The 20233-nt window shown below is 72.7% G+C and carries 12 protein-coding genes and 1 pseudogene; 9 read left to right on the top strand and 4 right to left on the bottom strand.

Translation table 11 applies throughout. The features are described from left to right. Positions 1–19: 19 nt before the first annotated feature. Positions 20–865, bottom strand: coding sequence for a putative hydro-lyase (locus ACFPZJ_RS27295; RefSeq protein WP_381026773.1), 846 nt, complete (start codon positions 863–865; stop codon positions 20–22). Continuing rightward, positions 862–2163, bottom strand: coding sequence for an MFS transporter (locus ACFPZJ_RS27290; RefSeq protein ID WP_381026771.1), 1302 nt, complete (start codon positions 2161–2163; stop codon positions 862–864). Before ACFPZJ_RS27290 ends, ACFPZJ_RS27295 begins: the two co-directional genes overlap by 4 nt. 172 nt (positions 2164–2335) lie before the next feature. Here ACFPZJ_RS27290 and ACFPZJ_RS27285 point away from each other — a divergent pair, with 172 nt between their 5' ends. The 4 genes from ACFPZJ_RS27285 (at position 2336) to ACFPZJ_RS27270 (ending at position 10281) form a co-directional block, all read left to right on the top strand. After that, positions 2336–3037 carry a GntR family transcriptional regulator gene (locus tag ACFPZJ_RS27285; protein ID WP_381026769.1) on the top strand — a complete coding sequence of 234 codons (702 nt, stop codon included), beginning with the start codon at positions 2336–2338 and terminating at the stop codon, positions 3035–3037. Positions 3038–3120: 83 nt separating this feature from the next. Next, complete coding sequence (locus tag ACFPZJ_RS27280; protein WP_381026766.1) at positions 3121–4647, top strand: hypothetical protein; 1527 nt, start codon at positions 3121–3123, stop codon at positions 4645–4647. 31 nt (positions 4648–4678) lie between these two features. Continuing rightward, on the top strand, positions 4679–5560 hold the full coding sequence (locus ACFPZJ_RS27275) for a hypothetical protein (protein ID WP_381026764.1): 882 nt from the start codon (positions 4679–4681) through the stop codon (positions 5558–5560). A gap of 65 nt (positions 5561–5625) precedes the next feature. After that, positions 5626–10281, top strand: a complete 4656-nt coding sequence (locus tag ACFPZJ_RS27270; RefSeq protein ID WP_381026761.1) for a hypothetical protein — start codon at positions 5626–5628, stop codon at positions 10279–10281. Here ACFPZJ_RS27270 and ACFPZJ_RS27265 read toward each other — a convergent pair. Together ACFPZJ_RS27265 and ACFPZJ_RS27260 are read right to left on the bottom strand one after the other, a co-directional pair. After that, positions 10282–10700: pseudogene (locus ACFPZJ_RS27265) on the bottom strand (GMC oxidoreductase); the annotation flags it as partial. It lies immediately after the preceding gene. Positions 10701–10845: 145 nt separating this feature from the next. After that, positions 10846–11436, bottom strand: a complete 591-nt coding sequence (locus tag ACFPZJ_RS27260) for a hypothetical protein (protein WP_417801336.1) — start codon at positions 11434–11436, stop codon at positions 10846–10848. 599 nt (positions 11437–12035) lie between these two features. On the opposite strand from ACFPZJ_RS27260, the gene ACFPZJ_RS27255 reads away from it, so the two are divergent. The 5 genes from ACFPZJ_RS27255 to ACFPZJ_RS27235 are packed head-to-tail and all read left to right on the top strand — an operon-like array spanning position 12036 to position 20204. Next, positions 12036–15116 carry a sensor histidine kinase gene (locus tag ACFPZJ_RS27255; RefSeq protein ID WP_381026758.1) on the top strand — a complete coding sequence of 1027 codons (3081 nt, stop codon included), beginning with the start codon at positions 12036–12038 and terminating at the stop codon, positions 15114–15116. Next, entirely contained in the window at positions 15113–15547 is a 435-nt protein-coding gene (locus ACFPZJ_RS27250; RefSeq protein WP_381026755.1) for a roadblock/LC7 domain-containing protein, read from the top strand. The genes ACFPZJ_RS27255 and ACFPZJ_RS27250 overlap by 4 nt, the downstream gene beginning before the upstream one ends. 9 nt (positions 15548–15556) lie before the next feature. Further along, positions 15557–15952: a DUF742 domain-containing protein gene (locus tag ACFPZJ_RS27245; protein ID WP_381026753.1), complete on the top strand. Its 396-nt coding sequence runs from the start codon at positions 15557–15559 to the stop codon at positions 15950–15952. A gap of 24 nt (positions 15953–15976) precedes the next feature. Continuing rightward, the gene (locus ACFPZJ_RS27240; protein WP_381026750.1) at positions 15977–19618 is read left to right on the top strand and encodes a hydantoinase B/oxoprolinase family protein; all 3642 of its coding nucleotides are present in this window, start codon (positions 15977–15979) and stop codon (positions 19616–19618) included. After that, entirely contained in the window at positions 19599–20204 is a 606-nt protein-coding gene (locus ACFPZJ_RS27235; RefSeq protein WP_381026749.1) for a GTP-binding protein, read from the top strand. The genes ACFPZJ_RS27240 and ACFPZJ_RS27235 overlap by 20 nt, the downstream gene beginning before the upstream one ends. Positions 20205–20233 lie beyond the last annotated feature (29 nt).

The raw sequence follows: 20233 nt of genomic DNA, 5'->3' as shown, positions 1-20233 counted from the left end.
GCTCCTGTCAGTCTCCTTCTCAGGCCACGCGGTACTGCTCGTCGCGGGCGTCGGTGAGGAACATCTGCCCGGGTGCGTGGGTGATGGCGAACGGCGGGCGTGAGGCCATCACCGCCGCCTGCGGGGTCACCCCGCAGGCCCAGAACACCGGGATGTCGTCCGGTTCGGCGTCCACGGGGTCGCCGAAGTCGGGGCGGCCGAGGTCGTCGATGCCCAGCCCCGCGGGATCGCCGCAGTGGACGGGCCCGCCGTGCACCGCGGGCAGCAGGCTGCTCTCCCGGATCGCCGCCGACAGGTGCCGCGGCGGCACCGGCCGCATGGACACCACCACGGGCCCGTGCAGCCGCCCCGCCGGGCGGCACTGCCAACTGGTCACGTACATGGGAACGTTCCGGCCCTGCTCGACGTGCCGGATGGGCACGCCCGCCTCGGTCAGCGCCCACTCGAAGGTGAAGCTGCAGCCGATCAGGAACGACACCAGGTCGTCCCGCCAGTGGGCGCGCACGTCCGTCGGCGCGTCGGCCAACTCGCCGTCCCGCCATACCCGGTAGCGCGGCAGGTCGGTGCGCAGGTCCGCGCCGTCCGCGAGCACCGTCGTGAAGGCCCCGGCGTCCGTGACGTCCAGGACGGGGCACGGCTTGGGGTTGCGCTGGCAGAACAGCAGCATGTCGTACGCCCAGTCGGCGGGCACCGAGATCAGGTTGGCCTGGGTGTGGCCGGCCGCGACCCCGGCGGTGGGGCCCGTCAAGCCCGCCCGGAAGCGCGCCCGGGCCGTTTTCGGGCTCCACGCGTGCGCGTGCTCGTCGACGAGGACCACGGGGCGGTCCTCCGTGGCGGTAGGAGGCCTGGGCTGCGTACGGTTCACGTGAGCTCCTTCCCGCGCGTCTCCGGCAGCCCCAGCAGGGCCAGCGCCGCCAGTCCGTAGCCGATCGCGCCGAAGACCAGGGCGCCGCCCACACCCCAGCTGTCGGCCAGGAAGCCGACCGTCGTGGGGAAGACCGCGCCCACCGCGCGCCCGGTGTTGTACGTGAAGCCCTGTCCCGTGCCGCGCACCGCCGTCGGGTACAGCTCGCTCAGGTACGACCCGAAGCCGCTGAAGATCGCCGACATGCAGAACCCGAGCGGGAAACCGAGCACCAGCAGCAGGCTGTTGGCGCCGCTCGGGATGTTCGCGTACGCCAGGATGCACAGCGCCGACAGCAGGGCGAACAGCCAGATGTTGCGCCGACGGCCCAGCCGGTCGGTGAGGTACCCGCCGGTCAGATAGCCGATGAAGGCACCCGAGATCAGGAACGTCAGATAGCCGCCGGTGCCGACCACCGACAGGTCGCGCTCGGTCTTCAGATACGTCGGCACCCAGGTGGCCAGCGTGTAGTAGCCGCCCTGGACGCCGGTGGAGAGCAGCACGGCGAAGACCGTGGTGCGCAGCAGCCCGGGCTTGAAGATCGCCGCGAACGAGCCCTTGTGGGGGCTCCTCTCCCGTGCGGCGACCGCCTCCGGCGCGTCGTGCACACTGCGCCGCACCCACACCACCAGCAGGGCGGGCAGCGCACCGGTCCAGAACATGATGCGCCAGGCCAGGTCGTCGTCCACGAGCGAGAAGACCAGCGTGTACACGATCGCGGCCAGCGCCCATCCCACGGCCCACGAGCTCTGGATCGCGCCGAGGGTGCGGCCCCGGTGCTTGGCGCTCGCGTACTCGGCGACCAGGATCGCGCCGACCGCCCATTCACCGCCGAAGCCGAGGCCCTGCAGGGCGCGGAAGACCAGCAGCGTCTCGTAGTTCGGCGCGAAACCGCAGGCCACCGTGAACACGGCGTATGTGATCACCGTGAGCAGCAGGGCCTTGACACGGCCGATCCGGTCCGCCAGCACGCCCGCCAGGGCGCCGCCGATCGCGGAGACCACCAGCGTGACGGTCGTGAGCAGACCCGTCTGGCCGCTGTCCAGGCCGAAGTACGCGGCCAGCGCGACCATGCTCAGCGGCAGCGTGAAGTAGTCGTACGAGTCCAGGGCATAGCCGCCGAACGCGCCGGCGAAGGCGCGCCGTCCGCGCGGGCCGAGCGCGCGCAGCCAGCCCAACGCCCCGTCGTCGTCGGCGGGTTCGGCCGCGGCGGGGCGTGTGTCGTCGGGGAGGGCCTGGGGTGGAGGGGTCGTGCTCATGTGCACCTCGCAGAGGGAGGACGAAGGGTGCCTGGGGACGAGCAGCGCCGTGCGGAGCCGGCCGGTGCCGCGGTGAGGGCGGCGGCGCCGTGCGTAGCACCGTAGAGGATTGTTCAACGATCCCTCAATACTCATGTTGGTTCGTTCTTGGTATCTGCGATTGAATTCCGGCATGGCAGAGCAGCTGAAGGATCTCGCCGACGACCGTGCGCTCCTCGGGCGCACCAGCACCGCCGAACGGGTCTCGGACATCCTCAGGAGCCGGATCGCCGAGGGGTACTTCCCGCCCGGCACGCGGCTTTCGGAGGACAGCATCGGCGGTGCGCTGGGCGTGTCCCGCAACACGCTGCGGGAGGCCTTTCGGCTGCTCACCCACGAACGCCTGCTCGTCCACGAGCTCAACCGGGGCGTCTTCGTCCGGGTCCTGACCGTCGAGGACGTCGAGGACATCTACCGCACCCGTCGCCTCGTCGAGTGCGCCGTCGTCCGCGGACTCGGCGAGCCGCCGTACGCCCTGGACGCACTCGCCGGTGCCGTGGCGGAGGGACGCCGGGCGGCGCGCGAAGGTGACTGGAAAGCGGTGGGTACGGCCAACATCCACTTCCACCGGGAACTGGTGGCCCTCGCCGCCAGTGAGCGCACCGACGAGCTGATGCGCAGCGTCTTCGCCGAACTGCGTCTCGCCTTCCACGTGGTGGACGAGCCGCGTGCGCTGCACGAGCCGTACATCGCACGAAATGTCGCTATTCTTGAAGCCCTGCAGGCCGGGGAGCGCGACGAGGCCGAGCGGCTGCTCGCGGGCTACCTCGACGACTCGCTGAAGCGGGTCGTGGAGGTGTACCGGCGGCGGGTCGGGGACGACGCGGGCGTCTGAGCCCATCGGTGTGACGACGGTGACGCCGGGCGGCATCTGCGTCGTTTGGGTCGTTGTCAGACCGAGGACCTAGTCTGTGCACCGTGACTTCGCCTGCATCGACGGACAGCGTTCCGCCCCAGCTCAGCGCGGGGCCGCGCCCCGCACCGGGGCCGGCCGCCGACGAGGGACTGGCGCGGCGGCTGCGCGCGCTGGCCTGCACCGCGCCGCTGCACGACCTCGACGCGCGCAAGGCCAACCTCGCGGGCGAGTACTCGGTGTACGGCATGGCGGAGGTCGCCCTCGCGGCCATCGACCTCGTCACCCTGAACATGGACTTCGACACCGGCGCCGACCACGACCAGATCGTCGCCCGCCTCATCCCGCGCATCGCCGCCCAGGCCCCGCAGCGGCCCGCCGCCGAGCACGAGCGGGTGGCGCGCTGGGTCCTGGAGAACCTGATCAACGTCGGCAGCGTCGACCGCGGCTTCCGCGCGGTGTACGGCACGTTCGGGCCGGACGGCACCTATGTGCGCCGCGACTACGACTTCAAACTGATCGAGGAGGTGCCGGGCCCGGGCGGCACCGTCTACCTCCGGACGACGGACGAGGCGGTCAACGTCCTCGTCGGCGCCCTCGACACCGACGTCACCAGCGCGCAGATCGCCGCCGAGGTCAAGCTGGAGGTGCTGATCAGCCGCGGCCGTCTCGCCGACGCGCAGCTCGCGGCCGAACAGGCCCGGTACCGGACCGTTCAGTACTCGGAGACCCTGCGCAGGGCGCTGGAGGCGACCCGGCGCAACGTGCGCGCGGTGGACTGGCTCAACGCCGTGCCCGACATGATCGCCGAGGCCCTCGACCACGTCGCCGACCGGTACCGCCACGAGAACGCGATCCTCACCAACATCCGCAAGGCCCGCGACGAGTCCGAGGAGCCCGAGCACAAGCGGCGCGCGGCCGAGTTGGTGGACATCGTCAAGGACTGCATCCGCCGGCACACCCAATTGCAGTCGCGGCTGCTGGAGGCGGGACCCCTGTTCCGCGCCGAGCAGGACCGGCAGGCCTTCGCCACGCCCGCCCACACGTCGGGGATCGACCTGTACGGCCAGCTCGTCGCGCCTGTCCTGCCGCTGCCCGTGGAGCAGGCGGTCCGGGTCACCGACGCCTTCTTCGCGCGCGGCACCGGGCTGCGCACACCGGTGTCCGTCCGGGTCGGCGACCTCGTCGACCTGCTGCTGACCCCGCCCGTGGAGCGGGAGCACCTGGGCGCCGAGATGCCGGAGCCCGACCTGATCGCCACCCCGGACGACAGCCGGTTCAGCGAGGAGCAGCTGGCGGCCGCGACCGAGCTGCTCGACCTGCCGGCCGACGCCCCGCGCCGCCTGTCGGGGCTGCTGGCCGAGGCCCGCAGACGGGACCCGGAACTGCCGTACCTGGTGGCCTTGTTGGCGATCCACGCGGCCAGTCCGCCGGTCGGCACGGCCTACCGCCAGGGCGAGCAGAAGCTGCTGTTCGCCGTGGACGACGGCACGGAGCTCGACGATCCCGAGTTCGGCGGGGCCGACCTGATCGTGGGGACGGCCCTGCTGGACGCGGCCGGGATGGCGGCCGACAGGACCGAGGCAGCATGAGTCAGCACCAGCGCACCAAGGAGCTTCTACCGTGAGCGAGCACGTCGAGTGGAGTGAGCCGGAGGCCCCCGCCGCGTCGGCGAGCGCCGCCGTCACCCCCGCCGACGCCGCCGACGCCGCGAGGCTCGTCGCCTTCGGGCTGCAGCCCAAGCTCCAGCCGGCCCGTGACCAGGAGTACGCGGACCTGCTGCGCCGGTACCGCGAGGACCCGCAGTTCGCGCGGCTCGCCGACGCCGTGGCGACCGGTCTCGGGCTGATCGTCCTGGAGGTGTCCCCGCGCGCGGGCATGGCGGTGACCGCCGCCGAGGACTCCGTCTTCGCCGTCCGCATGGGGGACTACGCGCGTCGTACGTCCGCCGACTCCGGGGACCGGTTCCTGCACGGACTGGCCCATCTCGCCGTCGCCGCCCTGGCGTTCCCGCGCCCCGAGGACCTGGCCGACGACGGCTACATCGGACGTGTGACCGTCAACGGCGTCGACGCCTTCGTGCGGCAGGCCTGCCACCGGCTGGAGGAACGGGCCGCAGAACAGGGCGAGAACACCGACCCGGCCACCGACGCGCCCGGACTGGAGGCCGCCTGGCGGATCTGGGCCAGACGCAGCGCGACCGGCGCCACCAAGGACGCGCGCCGGCTCGCGGGCTCCACCACCGGCATCGTCGCCAAGGCCGTCGCCTTCCTCACCGACTCCGGCTTCCTGCAACGCACCGGCGACGACAACGGCGGCACGTACCGCACGACGGCCCGCTACCAGTTGCAGGTGCGCGACATGGCCGGCAGCGCCGCCATGGCCGAGCTGCTGGATCTCGGCGTCGTCCCGGTGTCCGACGGCACACCGACCCTGCTGCCCGCCGAGGAGAGCGACGACCTGGAGCTGGTGGCCGACGCCGGGCTGCCGTTCCACTCGCCCTGACCACGCCCGCAACCCTCCGGTCGCGCGAACTTCCCTTTTCTGCCGAAGACTTACGAGAGTCCGCCATGTACGAGCTGTCCCGGGTCCGCCTCTACTCCATCGGTCCCGCCGGTGCGCGCTACGCCGACACCGTGCTGGACCTGCGGGGCGTGGGCGATGTCGTACCCGACCCCGCGCCGACCCAGGCGGAGTTCTTCGAGGAGGAGCCCGTCGGCCCGCCGCGGCGGCCCGCGCCCGCCGGTGTGCTCTTCCTGGAGAACGGCGGCGGCAAGTCGGTGCTGCTGAAGCTGATCTTCTCGGTGATGCTGCCGGGCCACCGCAACACCCTCGGCGGCGCCAGCTCCGGCGTGCTGCGCAAGTTCCTGCTCGCCGACGACTGCGGGCACGTGGCGCTGGAGTGGCAGCACGTGCTGACCGGCGAGTGCGTCGTCGTCGGCAAGGTCAGCGAGTGGCGGGGCCGGCAGGTCTCCAACGACCCGCGCAAGTTCGCCGAGGCCTGGTACTCCTTCCGGCCCGGCCCCGGCCTCAGCCTCGACAACCTCCCTGTCGCCGAGTCCACCGCCGTACGGCCGCCCGTCGAGGGCCAGTCGGGCGCGCGGGGACGGCGCCGCACCATGAAGGGCTTCCGGGACGCCCTCACGGAGGCCGGCAAGACCTACCCGCACCTGGAGGTGCACTGGGAGGAGATCCACGAGCGCTGGACCGAGCACCTCGGCGACCTCGGCCTGGACCCCGAACTCTTCCGCTACCAGCGGGAGATGAACGCCGACGAGGGCGAGGCCGCCGGCCTCTTCGCCGTGAAGAAGGACTCCGACTTCACCGACCTGCTGCTGCGCGCCGTCACTGACACCCGGGACACCGACGGGCTCGCCGACCTGGTCGGCGGCTTCGGCAACAAGCTGGGCCGGCGCGCCGAGCTGATCGCCGAGCGGGACTTCACGGCGGGCTCCGTGGATCTGCTCGGCCGGATCGTCGAGGCCACCGAGGCGCGCACGCGCGCGCGTGACATCCACACCGCCGCCGAGCGCCGTACACGGACCCTGGCCCGCAGGCTGTCCGCGCGCGGCGTCCGGGAGCGCGCCCGGGCCGGCGACCTGGCGCAGCGGGTCACCGCCGCCGCGTACGCCGTCACGCACGCCGAGGCGGCCCGCGAGCGCAGCGCGCTGATCTCGGCCGAACTCGCCTACCGCAACGCCTCCCTGGCACTCGCCGCGGCCGAGAAGGCCGCCGCCGCGCAGAAACGGGAGCTCGCCGACGCACGGACGCTGTACTCCGCCTGGCAGGCCGCCGAGGCCGTGCTGCGCCACCGCGCCGCCGCCGACCGCGTCGCGCGCGTGTCCGCCGCGATCCAGGAGGCCGAGCGGGACGCCGCCCCCGCGCTCGCCGCCCGCGCCAAGGCCGCCGTCGACCTCGTACGCGCCCTGCACGCCGCAGCCGAGAGCGCCGAGAACCTCGCCAACGAGGAGGAGGAGCGCTCCGCCGCCCTTCAGGAGGCGAGCGACTCCGCCTACCGGGAGTCCACCGCCGCCGCCACCCAGGCGCAGCGCGCCCGCAGCGAGATCGGGCATCTGCGGCAGCGCCTCACCGAGGTCGAGCAGGAGACGGCCGAGGCCGTACGGGCCGGCTGGCTCGACGACAGCGCGCCCGACGCCGACCCGGCCCGTGCCGCACTCGCCGCCAGCGACGCCGAGAAGACGGCGGTCGCGGCCTGGGACACGGCACGCGAGGTGGCCCGCAGGGCCACCGAGCACGCGCGCGAGGCGGCCGCCGCCGAGACCCGCGCCGAACTCACCGCCGCCCGCGCGGCCGACGCCGCCACGGCGGCGGAGCGGGCGCACCAGGCGGAGCGCCGCACCGCCGAGGCGCTCGCGGGCGAGGAGCGGCTGGCGGAGCTGCTGAGCCTGGGCTCAGGGACGGGCCCCGGAATTCCGCAGCCCCGCCACGAGACGTCCGGTGAGGCGGCCGAGCTGCCCAGGACCGGTGAGCGCGGGACCGGCGAGCAGGCCCTGACCCCCGAGGAACTGGACCGCTTCGCCGACGACCTGCGCGCCCTGCTCGACGACACCGTCTCCTCCGCCGAGCGGCAGCTGTTCGAGCTCCAGACGGCCGCCGCCGACGACGCCCGCATCCTCGGCGCACTCGGCGACGGCGGACTGCTGCCGCCCGGACCGGACGTGCTGGCCACGGTCGAGTACCTCGGCGAACACGGCATCCCCGCCCTGCCCGGTTGGCGCTATCTCGCCCAGGCCGTCGACCCCGCCGACCACGCACGCGTCCTGGCCGCCCGGCCCGAACTCGTCGACGGCGTGATCATCACCGACCCCGACTCCCACACACGCGCCCGGGAAGCCCTCAGCGACGCCGCGCTGCTGCCCCGCTCCGCCGTCGCCGTCGGCACGGCCGCCGCCCTGCTCGCCCCCACCCCGGCCCCGGACACCGACACCGGGGACGTGTTCCTCGTACCGCCGAACCCGGCCATGCACGACGAGCACGCCGCCGACGAGGAACGGCAGGCGCTGCGCGCGCGGGCCACCGAGCGGGACGAGGAGATCCGCCGGCTCGCCGCCCGGCTCGGCAAGGACCGTGAGCTGGCGGCCCGGCTCGCCTCCTGGCGCGCCGGCTGCCCCGCCGGCCGGCTCGCCGAGCTGGCGCGGACCGCGCAGGAAGCCCGCGCGTTCGCCGAGGAAGCCGAGGCCGAGCTGGCCGAGGCCCGCACCGTACGGGCGGAGGCCGACGAGGCCGCGGCCGAGGCCGTGCGGGTGCGCGACGAGCGGCAGGAGGCCGCGCAGAAGGCCCGGCGTGCCGCCGACGCCCTCGCCGGGCTGGCCTTCCGGCTGCGCGAACGGGCCGGCTGGCAGGCCAAGCTGCGCGAACTGGCCGATGAGGCCGCCGAGCAGGAGGCCCGCGCTCAAACCTGCCTGGAGCGGGCCCGCGCAGCCGACGAGGACCGGCGAGCCACCCAGCGCGCCGCCGACGACGCCCGCCGCACCGCGCGTGCGCTGCGCGCCGAGCGTTCCGAGATCGCGGGCGCCCCCGACGACGTACCGGAGGACGGCTCGCAGGCCCCGAAGGCGTCCCTGCCCGCCCTGCGCGAGGCCTACCGGGCCGCCTCCCAGGTGTACGAGAAGGTCGGCGTCGGCGCCGACCTGCGCGCCGAGCAGGCTCGCGCCGAGAGCGACGAGAGCGCGGCCCGCGCGGAGCTGGACCGGCTGAGCAACAAGGTCCGTACCCGCGCGGAACAGCTCCTGGAATCCCCCGACGGCTCCGACGGGCCCTCCCGGCAGGCCGCCGCCGCACGCGCGGAGGAGCTGGTGCAGCTCCTGGAGACCCGGATGTCGAGCGCGAGCGAGCAGCTCGGGCGGCTGCGCGGCGAGGCCGAGCGGCACGCGCCCGAGGACGGCGAGGCGCACACCGAACTGCCCGAGGAGCTGGTGCCGCGCGACGCCGAGCACGCCCAGTCCCTGCTGCGCACGGCCCAGGCCGAACTCGCCTCCCGCACCGAGGCGCTGACCCAGGCCCGGGAGGCGCACGCCGAGCTGCTCGAAGCCCACCGCGCCGCCGAGGACGCGGCGAGCGGCTTCGACGAGATCGCCGCCATGCTGCGGGACCTGCTGCGCGAGCACGCCCTGGAGGAGGAGCAGGAGGAGCCCGAGCCGTACCCCGGCACCCTGGAGGAGGCCCGCCAGTCGGCCGCCGAGGCCCGCCGGTCGCTGCGCGGCTGCGCCGCCGACCTGTCCGCCGCCGAGGCCGCCGTACGGGAGGCCGGCGACGTCCTCGTCCGGCACGCCAACTCCACGCGTTACGAGCAGGTCCGCACTCCGGCGCGGCAGCAGATCCGCGAACTGCCCGCCTCCGCGCTGCCCGAGCACGCCCAGAAGTGGGCGGACGCCTTCGCGCCCCGACTGCGGGTCCTGACGGACGAGTTGGAGCAGCTGGAGCGCAACCGTGACTCGATCGTGGACCGGCTGCGGGGACTGGTCGAGTCGGCCCTGGCCACCCTGCGGTCGGCCCAGCGGCTCTCCCGGCTGCCGGAGGGCCTCGGCGAGTGGTCCGGGCAGGAGTTCCTGCGCATCCGCTTCGAGGAGCCCGACCAGGCCACGCTCACCGAGCGGCTCGGCGAGGTCGTCGACGAGGCGACCCGCGCGGCCGTCAAGAAGAACTCCGACCTGCGGCGTGACGGCATGTCCCTGCTGCTGCGCGGGGTCGCCGCCGCGCTCCAGCCCAAGGGCGTCGCCGTCGAGATCCTCAAGCCGGACGCCGTGCTGCGCGCCGAGCGCGTCCCCGTCGGCCAGATGGGCGACGTCTTCTCCGGCGGCCAGCTGCTCACCGCGGCCATCGCCCTGTACTGCACGATGGCCGCGCTGCGGAGCAACGACCGGGGCCGCGACAAGCACCGCCACGCCGGCACGCTCTTCCTCGACAACCCCATCGGCCGCGCCAACGCCACGTACCTGCTGGAGCTCCAGCGGGCCGTCGCCGACGCGCTCGGTGTCCAGCTGCTCTACACCACCGGCCTGTTCGACACGACCGCGCTCGCGGAGTTCCCGCTGGTCATCCGGCTGCGCAACGACGCCGACCTCAGGGCTGGGCTGAAGTACATCAGTGTCGAGGAACACCTGCGGCCGGGACTGCCGCAGCAGGCACCGGCCGGTGCAGGGGAATCGGTGCACAGTGAGATCACGGCGACCCGGATGTTCAAGCGGCCCGCGCCGACGACCTGATCAGGAGGCGTCCTCCTTCAGCAGATCCGCGCACTTCTCGCCGATCAGCATCGTCGTGATGCACGGGTCGACCGTGACGAGGTCCGGCATCACCGAGCCGTCCACGACTCGCAGGCCCTCGACCCCTTGACCCGCAGTCGCGCGTCGAGCGGGGCCGAGGGGTCGTCGACCGCGCCCATTTTCACGGTGCAGGACGGGTGGTAGACGGTGTTGTGGGTCTTGTGGATGTAGTCGAGGAGCTCGTCGTCGGTCCGGGCGTCCGGCCCCGGGGCCAGTTCCGCGCCCGCCCAGCCGCTGAGCGTCGGCTGGGACGCGATCCGGCGGGCCAGCCGCAGCCCGTACGTCATCACCCGCACGTCGTGCTCGTGCGTGAAGTACCGCGGGCCCACCTTCGGCTTGTCCCGGTAGTCACGGGTCCGCTGCGGGCACGACGCCAACTCGTGCGCGAGGAGCAGCCGGTGCAGCCGACCGCGCTGTGACAACCCGCGTCCACAGCCCACCGCAGGCCACGGTCCGCCTCCCACCGGGACCGCTCGACCACGGGCTCGGATGCCGCGCGGGTCCTCACGAGTGCGACAGCTGTCCCGCTCCGCCCCGCCGACGTATCCGTTCCTGCGTCCGCTCGGCGGCCCGCGCCTGCCGACGGGCCCGGCGCCGTTCGCGCCGCAGCGCCCGGGCGGTGCTGCTCGGCGCCGACACCACGCCGTTGCGCTGGTTCCAGACCTGGCGCGTCACCCACACGTCGAGCGCTCCCCAGGTGGCCACCACCGTGCTGATCACACTGCTGATCACCATGGGGAAGGCCAGCCACGAACCGGCCATCGTGCACAGGAAGGCCACCATGGCCTGAATCAGTGTCACCGAGACCAGGAGGACCGCCCGTACAGCCGCGGTCCGCACGGGGTCCGGCAACCGGCGACGCCGCGCCGGCTCCTCGACCCACAGGGGCCGGTAGTACGGCTGCGGCTCTCCGCGCACCCCGCCGTCGTCACCGGCCACGGCCGCGTTGTCGCGCGCGCCCGCCCGTGGTGGGGCAGCAGCCGCCTCCCGGTCAGTCGCCGGCCCGTCCTCCCGGACCACCGCCCATATCCCGGAAGCCGGTCCGCTCTCGCGGGTCATGGCCTGTTCTTCCCCCGACGGCACGGTCGAGGCCACCGCCGTCTCCTGACCGGCCGCCGTCCCGCTGCCGGTGACCGCCGCCGGAGCCTGCCGTCCGTCAGCCGCCTCACGCCCGGCCCCGGGACTGTCCCGATCCCGCCCTTCGACTTCTCGCCGCGCCGTCACCTGCGTCGCCGGGCCTTCCCCGGTCCCCTTGCGCCGCTCCGCCGTGCCCATCACCGTGTCACTCCCCACCGCCAGCAGACCGCTCGTCGGCGTCCTGAGACGCGACTCCCCAGTGGCTGCCCGGCTTGCGCTGTTTTACGCCGCCCAGGTGCGGGACGCGGCTCCTGTGGCCGATTCCGCCCCCATTTCCCATAGGCAAGGACGAACGACACGTCACGAAGATTCCCACGGAGGGAAAAATTTCGGCCAACAGACCGGACAGGTTAAGGGGGTTGGTCCGCGCGACCACCACCGCGTTCCGGCGGCAATCTCCCGTAATGGCCGGACAACTCACCCGGCCTCGTGTCCTGTACGGAGGTTCAGCTTCCGGACCGGCCTTCGAGATACTCACGCGTCGGTAGTAGGCTCGCGCCGTTTGCTGACGTACGTGTGTACCCCCTGTCGCTCAGGGGGCTGAGCTGGGGGAGGCCATGCGCTTTCGCGGGAAGTCCATCCGCCGGAAGATCGTGGCGCTGCTTCTCGTGCCGCTGGTGTCCCTGACCGGGATCTGGGCGTTCGCCACGGTACTCACGGGGCGTCAGGCGAGCGACCTGTTCAATGTGTCGTCCGTCGTGGAGAAGATCGCCTACCCCGTCGAGGACACCGTCCGTGTCCTGCAGCAGGAGCGGCGCCAGACCCTCGTGTACCTCGCCGATCCCCGTGCCTCCGACGGGCTCGCCGCGCTCCGGCGCAGCCGGGCCGCCACCGACGAGGCGGTCGCCGGGATCCGCGCGAACGCCGAGGACCCGGACGTGCGCGACGCGATGGGCACGGACACGGACGAACGGCTCACCGCCGTCCTGGACGCCTTCGACGGCATCGACTCCCTGCGCCGCAGTGTGGAGGACGGCACCGTCAACCGCGTCCAGGCCCTCGACCTCTACAACCGGCTGGTCGACCCCTGCTACGTCCTGCTCGCCGACCTCCACGTCGTTGACAACGTCGAGCTGGACAAGCAGTACCGCGCCCTGGTCAACCTCGCCCAGGCCCGCGAGCTGCTCTCCCGTGAGGACGCCCTGCTCGGCTCCGCTCTGATCGTCGGCCGGATCACACGGGGCGAAGCGCGGGACATCTCCGATCTCGTGGCCCAGCGCTCCCAGATGTACGACGTCAGCCTGCCCCTGCTGCCTGCCTCCGAACGCGACCGGTACGAGACCTTCTGGAAGAACGCCTCCTCCGCTCCGCTGCGCGTGGCCGAGGAAGCCGCTGTCTCGTCCGGGTCCGGCACCCCCAGCGGCGTCACCGCCAAGAGCTGGGACAGCGCGGCCGGCAACGTGCTCGAGGAACTGGCCGCCCTCAACGACCAGGCCGCGGACCGCTACCAGGACCGCGTCCATCCGGTCGCGATGAACGTCATCGTCAAGGCTGTCATCGCCGGCGTCCTCGGACTGATCGCCCTCCTTCTCTCCCTCTTCCTGTCCGTGCGCGTCGGACGCACCCTCATCCGAGACCTGCGGCAACTGCGCCTGGAGGCCCATGAGGCGTCCGGCGTCCGGCTGCCCAGCGTGATGCGCCGCCTGTCGGCCGGCGAACAGGTCGACGTCGAGACCGAGGTCCCGCGCCTGGAGTACGACAAGAACGAGATCGGCGAGGTCGGCCAGGCCCTCAACACCCTCCAGCGCGCCGCCGTCGAGGCCGCCGTCAAACAGGCCGAACTGCGCGCCGGTGTCTCGGAGGTCTTCGTCAACCTCGCCCGCCGCAGCCAGGTGCTGCTCCACAAGCAGCTCACCCTGCTCGACGCGATGGAGCGCCGCACCGAGGACACCGAGGAACTCGCCGACCTGTTCCGCCTGGACCACCTGACCACCCGCATGCGCCGGCACGCCGAGGGCCTGGTGATCCTCTCCGGTGCCGCGCCCTCCCGGCAGTGGCGCAAACCCGTCCAGCTCATGGACGTCGTACGCGCCGCCGTGGCCGAGGTGGAGGACTACGAGCGCATCGAGGTCCGCCGTCTGCCGCGTATCGCCGTCACCGGCCCGGCGGTCGCCGACCTCACCCACCTCGTGGCGGAACTCCTGGAGAACGCCACGGTGTTCTCGCCGCCGCACACCGCCGTGCAGGTCCTGGGCGAGCGGGTCGCCAACGGCTTCACCCTGGAGATCCACGACCGCGGACTCGGCATGACGGCCGAGGCGCTGCTGGACGCCAACCTGCGGCTCGCCGAGACACCGGAGTTCGAGCTCACCGACACCGACCGGCTCGGGCTGTTCGTGGTCAGCCGCCTCGCCCAGCGGCAGAACGTCCGGGTCTCCCTGCAGCCTTCTCCGTACGGTGGCACCACCGCCGTCGTCTTCGTCCCCGACGCGCTGCTCACGGACGACGTCCCCGACACCAACGGCATCGGCTTCCGCCTCGACCGGCCGCAGCTCACCAAGGACAGCGAGCCCCGGGAGAGCCGCCGCGCCGCGCTGTCCCAGGTGCCGGTCCAGCTGCCCGGGCTGCCCGCCTCGCTCCTGGACGGTCCGGTCGAGCTGGAGGCCCCCGTCGATCTCGACGCCCTCGACGACTTTCCCGACGCGCTGGACGACGAGGACGGCGAACACGGTGGCCTGTTCCGACCCCGCCGCCCCGGCAGCCGCGTCCCGGACGAGACCGCCGGGCGCCGCCGGGAGCCGCACCAGCAGGTGTCCGACTCCCGCGGCGCACCGGATCCCTCCGGCGCGGAGGACCAGCTGAACGCGCCGGTCCCGCTGCCCCGCCGTCGCACTCCGAAGCTGGTCAGCTCGCACGGCCGCCCGGTCACCGAGCAGCGGACCCGGCGGGAACGGACGGACGAGGAGACCGCGGTGGACGACAGCCGACCGGAAACGGACGCCCCGCTTTCCCTCCCGGCCCGCCGTCGTGGTGCCGAGCCCGCGAGCGGTCGGGGAGCGAACCGGCCGGGACCGGACCCCACCTCCCCGCTTCCGGCCCGCCGCCGTGGCGAGGCGTCCGCCGCAGGCCGCGGCACGAGCGTGCCCGGGCCGGAGCCCGCGGCTCCGCTCCCGGTCCGCCGTCTGGCCGAGGAGCCGCCGGCCGGCCGGGCGCCGGGCCAGTCGGAACCGGACGCCCCGCCCTCCCTGCCCGCGCGCCGTCGTGGCGCTGACCCGGCACGCCGGGTCAGCGACTCCGGCGACCGCGAAGGACCCACCGCCTCCCCGGCGGCGTCCGGCCGCTCCTTCGACGACCGGCCCGAAGGCGCCTTCCCCAGGCGCGCACACACCACAGGTACCACGCCGGGCGGCCCGGAGGACCCCCTCCGGCCGTCCGGGGACGGGCCGGAGGCCGACTCCGGCACCACACCGCTTCCCCGCCGCGTCCGGCAGGCCAACCTGGCCCCGCAGCTGAAGCGCGGCCACGACCGGCGCGCGGACGCCGGGGCCGACCCCGCCGAGCGGGACGCCGAGGAAGTACGCAGCCGTATGGCCTCGCTCCAGCGCGGCTGGCAGCGCGGCCGTGCAGAGAACGCCGAGGGCGACGACGCCCACAGCGGCACAGCACCACGAGGAACGACAAAGGGGGACGGTCGATGACCGCACCGAAGGCGACCGGCCACACCGCTGCCAACAAGGGTGAGCTGAACTGGCTCCTCGACGATCTGGTGGACCGCGTCGCGAGCATCCGCAAGGCCATTGTGCTCTCTGGAGACGGCCTGCCGACGGGAGTGTCCAAGGACCTGACCCGGGAGGACAGCGAGCATCTGGCCGCCGTCGCCTCCGGGTTCCACAGCCTGGCCAAGGGCGTGGGACGCCACTTCGAGGCCGGCAACGTCCGTCAGACGGTCGTCGAGCTCGACGACGCGTTCCTGTTCGTGACGGCCGCCGGCGACGGAAGCTGCCTCGCCGTCCTGTCGGACGCCGACTCGGACGTCGGACAGGTCGCCTACGAGATGACCCTCCTCGTGAAGCGGGTCGGCGTGCATCTGGGCACCGCCCCGCGCACCGATCTGCCCGCGGGCGGGTAGTGGGATGACATGAGCGCAGACGGTCAGGGAAGAAGCCACTGGTTCGACGACGAAGCCGGGCCGGTCGTCCGCCCGTACGCGATGACGCGTGGCCGCACCACGAGTGTGGGCCAGCACCGCCTCGACCTGATCGCGGTGGTCGTCACGGAACCCCACGCGCACGATGCGGAAGCGGACCCGGCCCTGTCCCCGGAGCACGTGGACATCGTCGGACTGTGCCGTCACACCCCGCAGTCGGTCGCCGAACTCGCCGCCGAACTCGACCTGCCGATCGGAGTGGTACGGGTCCTCATCGGGGACCTCGTGGACGCCAAGTACGTCCATGTGAACCGGCCCGTACCCCCTGCCGAACTGCCGGACGAGAGTATTCTTCGCGACGTGATCAACGGCCTGCGAGCGCTGTGAGCAGCGCGGAAGCGGGGTACTGACGTGACAGGCTGGCAGTTCTGGGTCGACCGAGGCGGCACGTTCACCGACATCGTCGCGCGGTGCCCGGACGGCCGGCTGCTCACGCACAAACTGCTGTCGGACAACCCGGCCCGGTACTCCGACGCGGCGGTCGCGGGCGTCCGCGCACTGCTGGACGGTTCCCGCGACCCCGTCGACGCCGTGCGCATGGGCACGACGGTCGCCACCAACGCGCTCCTGGAACGCAAGGGCGAGCGCACCGTACTGGTGATCACCCGGGGCTTCCGCGACGCCCTGCGCATCGCCTACCAGAACCGCCCGAGCATCTTCGCCCGCCGTATCGAGCTGCCCGAGCTGCTGTACGAACGGGTCCTCGAGGTCGACGAGCGCATCGCCGCGGACGGAACCGTCCTGCTCGCCCCCGATTTGGACGCTCTCGCCGGAGGCCTCCGCAGGGCCTACGACGACGGGATCCGCGCCGTCGCCGTGGTCTGCCTGCACAGCCACCTGTACCCGGCTCACGAGCAGGCCGTCGGGGAGCTCGCGGCAGGCGTCGGCTTTCCGCAGATCTCGCTGTCCAGCGAGGTCAGTCCGCTGATGAAGCTCGTCCCACGCGGGGACACCGCCGTGGTCGACGCCTACCTCTCGCCCGTGCTGCGCCGTTACGTCCAGCACGTCGCCGGCGCACTCGACGGCGTACGGCTGATGTTCATGCAGTCCAACGGCGGTCTCACCGAGGCCGGGCAGTTCCGCGGCAAGGACGCCATCCTGTCCGGGCCGGCCGGCGGCATCGTCGGCATGGCCCGTATGTCGCAGCGCGCCGGGTTCGACCGGGTCATCGGCTTCGACATGGGCGGCACCTCCACCGACGTCTCCCACTTCGCCGGTGAGTACGAACGCGTCTTCACCACACAGATCGCCGGCGTCCGGCTGCGCGCCCCCATGCTGGACATCCACACCGTCGCGGCCGGCGGCGGCTCGATCCTCCACTTCGACGGATCCCGCTACCGCGTAGGGCCGGACTCGGCGGGCGCGGACCCGGGGCCCGCCTGCTACCGGGGCGGCGGACCGCTCGCCGTCACGGACGCCAACGTCATGCTCGGCCGCATCCAGCCGGCGCACTTCCCGAAGGTGTTCGGACCGGACGGCGACCAGCCTCTCGACGAGGCACTGGTCCGCGAGCGCTTCACCGCCCTCGCGCGCGAGATCCGCGAGCGGACCGGCGACGACCGCACCCCCGAGCAGGTCGCCGAGGGCTACCTGCAGATCGCGGTCGCCAACATCGCGGGCGCCGTGAAGCGGATCTCCGTGCAGAAGGGCCACGACATCACCCGCTACGCCCTGACCACCTTCGGGGGCGCGGGTGGTCAGCACGCCTGCATGGTCGCCGACTCCCTGGGCATCCGCACCGTTCTCGTGCCGCCCATGGCCGGTGTCCTCTCCGCGCTCGGCATCGGCCTCGCGGACACCACCGCCATGCGGGAACAGTCCGTCGAAACCCCGCTCGAGCCGGCCTCGATGCCCGCCGTGCTCGAGACCGCCGACGACCTGGAAGCGGCGGCCCGCGCCGAACTCCTCGGCGAGGACGTCCCCGAGCACCGCATCACCGTCACCCGCCGTGCCCAGCTCCGCTACGACGGCACCGACACCACCCTCACCGTCGAGCTGACCGAGCCGGACGCGATGCGGGCCGCATTCGAAGCACGTCATCGCGCCACGTACTCCTTCACGCTCGACCGTCCGATCGTCGTCGAAGCCCTCTCCGTCGAAGCCACCGGCATCACCGAACCCCCCGATCTCTCCGCCCTCGCCCCCGGCGAGGGCACCCCCGACACCCCAACCGCCGCCCGGGAATCCGTCCGTCTCCACACGGGCGGCGCCTGGCGCGACGTCCCCCTGCACCGCCGCGAGGACCTGACCCCCGGCGAGGCCGTCACCGGCCCGGCGATCATCACCGAGTCCGGCGCCACCACCGTCGTCGACGACGGCTGGCAGGCCGCGGCCACCGACGGCGGGCATCTGGTCATGGAACGCGTCGCGGTCACGCAGAGTTCCGATGTCGACACGAAAGCCGACCCGGTCCTCCTCGAGGTCTTCAACAACCTCTTCATGTCCATCGCCGAACAAATGGGCGCCCGTCTGGAGTCAACGGCGCAGTCCGTCAACATCAAGGAGCGCCTGGACTTCTCCTGCGCCCTCTTCGACCCGGACGGCAACCTGGTCGCCAACGCCCCGCACATCCCCGTCCACCTGGGCTCGATGGGCACCAGCGTCAAAGAGGTCATCCACCGCCGCGGCACCGGCATGCGCCCCGGCGACACCTACGCCGTCAACGACCCGTACCACGGCGGCACCCACCTGCCCGACGTCACGGTGATCACCCCGGTGTTCGACACGCGGAACACCGACAGTGACCGGAGGGTCCTCTTCTACGTCGCCTCACGCGGCCACCACGCCGAGATCGGCGGCATCCAGCCCGGCTCGATGCCCGCGAACAGCCGCACCATCGACGAAGAGGGCGTCCTGTTCGACAACTGGCTGCTCACCGAGAACGGGCGCTTCCGGGAGGAGGAGACGTACCGCCTGCTCACCGAGGCGCCCCACCCCTCCCGCAACCCGAAGACCAACCTCGCCGATTTGCGCGCCCAGATCGCCGCCAACCAGAAGGGTGTCGACGAGGTCGGCCGGATGATCGACAACTTCGGGCTCGACGTCGTCCAGGCCTACATGAGGCACGTCCAGGACAACGCCGAGGAGGCCGTCCGCCGGGTCGTCGACGCCCTCGACGACGGCGCCTGCGCCTACGAGACCGACTCGGGCGCGATCATCCGGGTACGTGTGCGCGTGGACCGCGTCAACCGCTCCGCCACCATCGACTTCACCGGCACGTCGGCCCAGCTGCCCACCAACTTCAACGCCCCCGTCTCGGTCGTGAACGCGGCCGTCCTGTACGTCTTCCGCACCCTCGTCGACGACGACATCCCGCTCAACGACGGCTGCCTGCGTCCCCTGAAGATCATCGTCCCGCCCGGGTCCTTCCTCGCCCCCGAGCCCCCGGCCGCCGTCGTCGCGGGCAACGTGGAGACCTCGCAAGCCGTCACCGGCGCCCTGTACGCGGCCCTCGGCGTGCACGCCGAGGGCTCGGGAACCATGAACAACGTCACCTTCGGCAACGAACGGCACCAGTACTACGAGACCGTCGCCTCCGGCTCCGGCGCGGGCGACGGCTTTCCCGGCGCCTCCGTCGTCCAGACCCACATGACCAACTCGCGGCTCACCGACCCCGAAGTCCTGGAGTGGCGGCTGCCCGTCCGCCTCGAGGAGTTCGCGGTCCGGCGTGGCAGCGGCGGCGCCGGACGATGGCGAGGCGGCGACGGGGCGGTGCGCCGTATCCGGTTCCTGGAGCCCATGACGGTCTCCACCCTGTCGCAGCACCGCAGAGTGCCGCCCTACGGCATGGCGGGCGGCGCGCCAGGCGCGCTGGGCGCCAACCGGGTGCGGCACGCGGACGGCACGGTCACCGAGCTGGCCGGAAGTGACGCGGTGGACGTCGGCCCCGGCGACGTACTCGTCATCGAAACCCCCGGCGGCGGAGGATACGGCCCCCCGTCGCCCGACCCCCATCAAGCAGGAGAAGAGATCGATGATCTTCGGGCGTTCTGAGCGTGGCAAGCCGCCGGTCGAGCCCGTCACGCTCAAGATCCTGGTGGCCGGCGGCTTCGGGGTGGGCAAAACCACCCTCGTCGGCGCGGTGAGCGAGATCAGACCGCTGCGCACCGAGGAAGTGCTCACCGAGGCCGGGCGTCCGGTCGACGACCTCAGGGGAGTGGAGGGCAAGCACACCACCACGGTGGCCATGGACTTCGGCCGCATCACGCTCCGCGAGGACCTGGTGCTGTACCTGTTCGGCACCCCCGGCCAGGAGCGGTTCTGGTTCATGTGGGACGAGCTCTCCGAAGGCGCCCTCGGTGCCGTCGTGCTCGCCGACACCCGCCGCCTGGAGGACAGCTTCGCCGCCGTCGACTACTTCGAGCGGCGCTCCATACCCTTCGTCGTCGGCGTCAACTGCTTTGAGGGAGCCGCCCGCTACCCGGCCGAGGACATCCGCCAGGCCCTCGACCTCGACCCCGAGGTACCGCTGCTGATGTGCGACGCACGCGACCGTGAGTCGGTCAAGGAGGTCCTCATCGGCGTCGTTCAGCACGCGATGGCGCAGGCGGCCGACCGGCGCCAGGCCGTCACCACCTGAGGCCGAAGCGCGGCCCGTACGCCCTGCCG

Source organism: Streptomyces bullii (assembly GCF_042657145.1).
In the GTDB taxonomy this organism is placed as follows: domain Bacteria; phylum Actinomycetota; class Actinomycetes; order Streptomycetales; family Streptomycetaceae; genus Streptomyces; species Streptomyces bullii.
The sequence above is the reverse complement of the archived record's forward strand: the minus strand, read 5'-3'. Positions and strand labels throughout refer to the sequence as shown.

Coding starts and splice junctions, on each gene's coding strand:
- ACFPZJ_RS27245 (WP_381026753.1), top strand. CDS start 15,557: ATGAGCGCAGACGGTCAGGGAAGAAGCCACTGGTTCGACGACGAAGCC.
- ACFPZJ_RS27270 (WP_381026761.1), top strand. CDS start 5,626: ATGTACGAGCTGTCCCGGGTCCGCCTCTACTCCATCGGTCCCGCCGGT.
- ACFPZJ_RS27250 (WP_381026755.1), top strand. CDS start 15,113: ATGACCGCACCGAAGGCGACCGGCCACACCGCTGCCAACAAGGGTGAG.
- ACFPZJ_RS27255 (WP_381026758.1), top strand. CDS start 12,036: ATGCGCTTTCGCGGGAAGTCCATCCGCCGGAAGATCGTGGCGCTGCTT.
- ACFPZJ_RS27290 (WP_381026771.1), bottom strand. CDS start 2,163: ATGAGCACGACCCCTCCACCCCAGGCCCTCCCCGACGACACACGCCCC.
- ACFPZJ_RS27285 (WP_381026769.1), top strand. CDS start 2,336: ATGGCAGAGCAGCTGAAGGATCTCGCCGACGACCGTGCGCTCCTCGGG.
- ACFPZJ_RS27235 (WP_381026749.1), top strand. CDS start 19,599: ATGATCTTCGGGCGTTCTGAGCGTGGCAAGCCGCCGGTCGAGCCCGTC.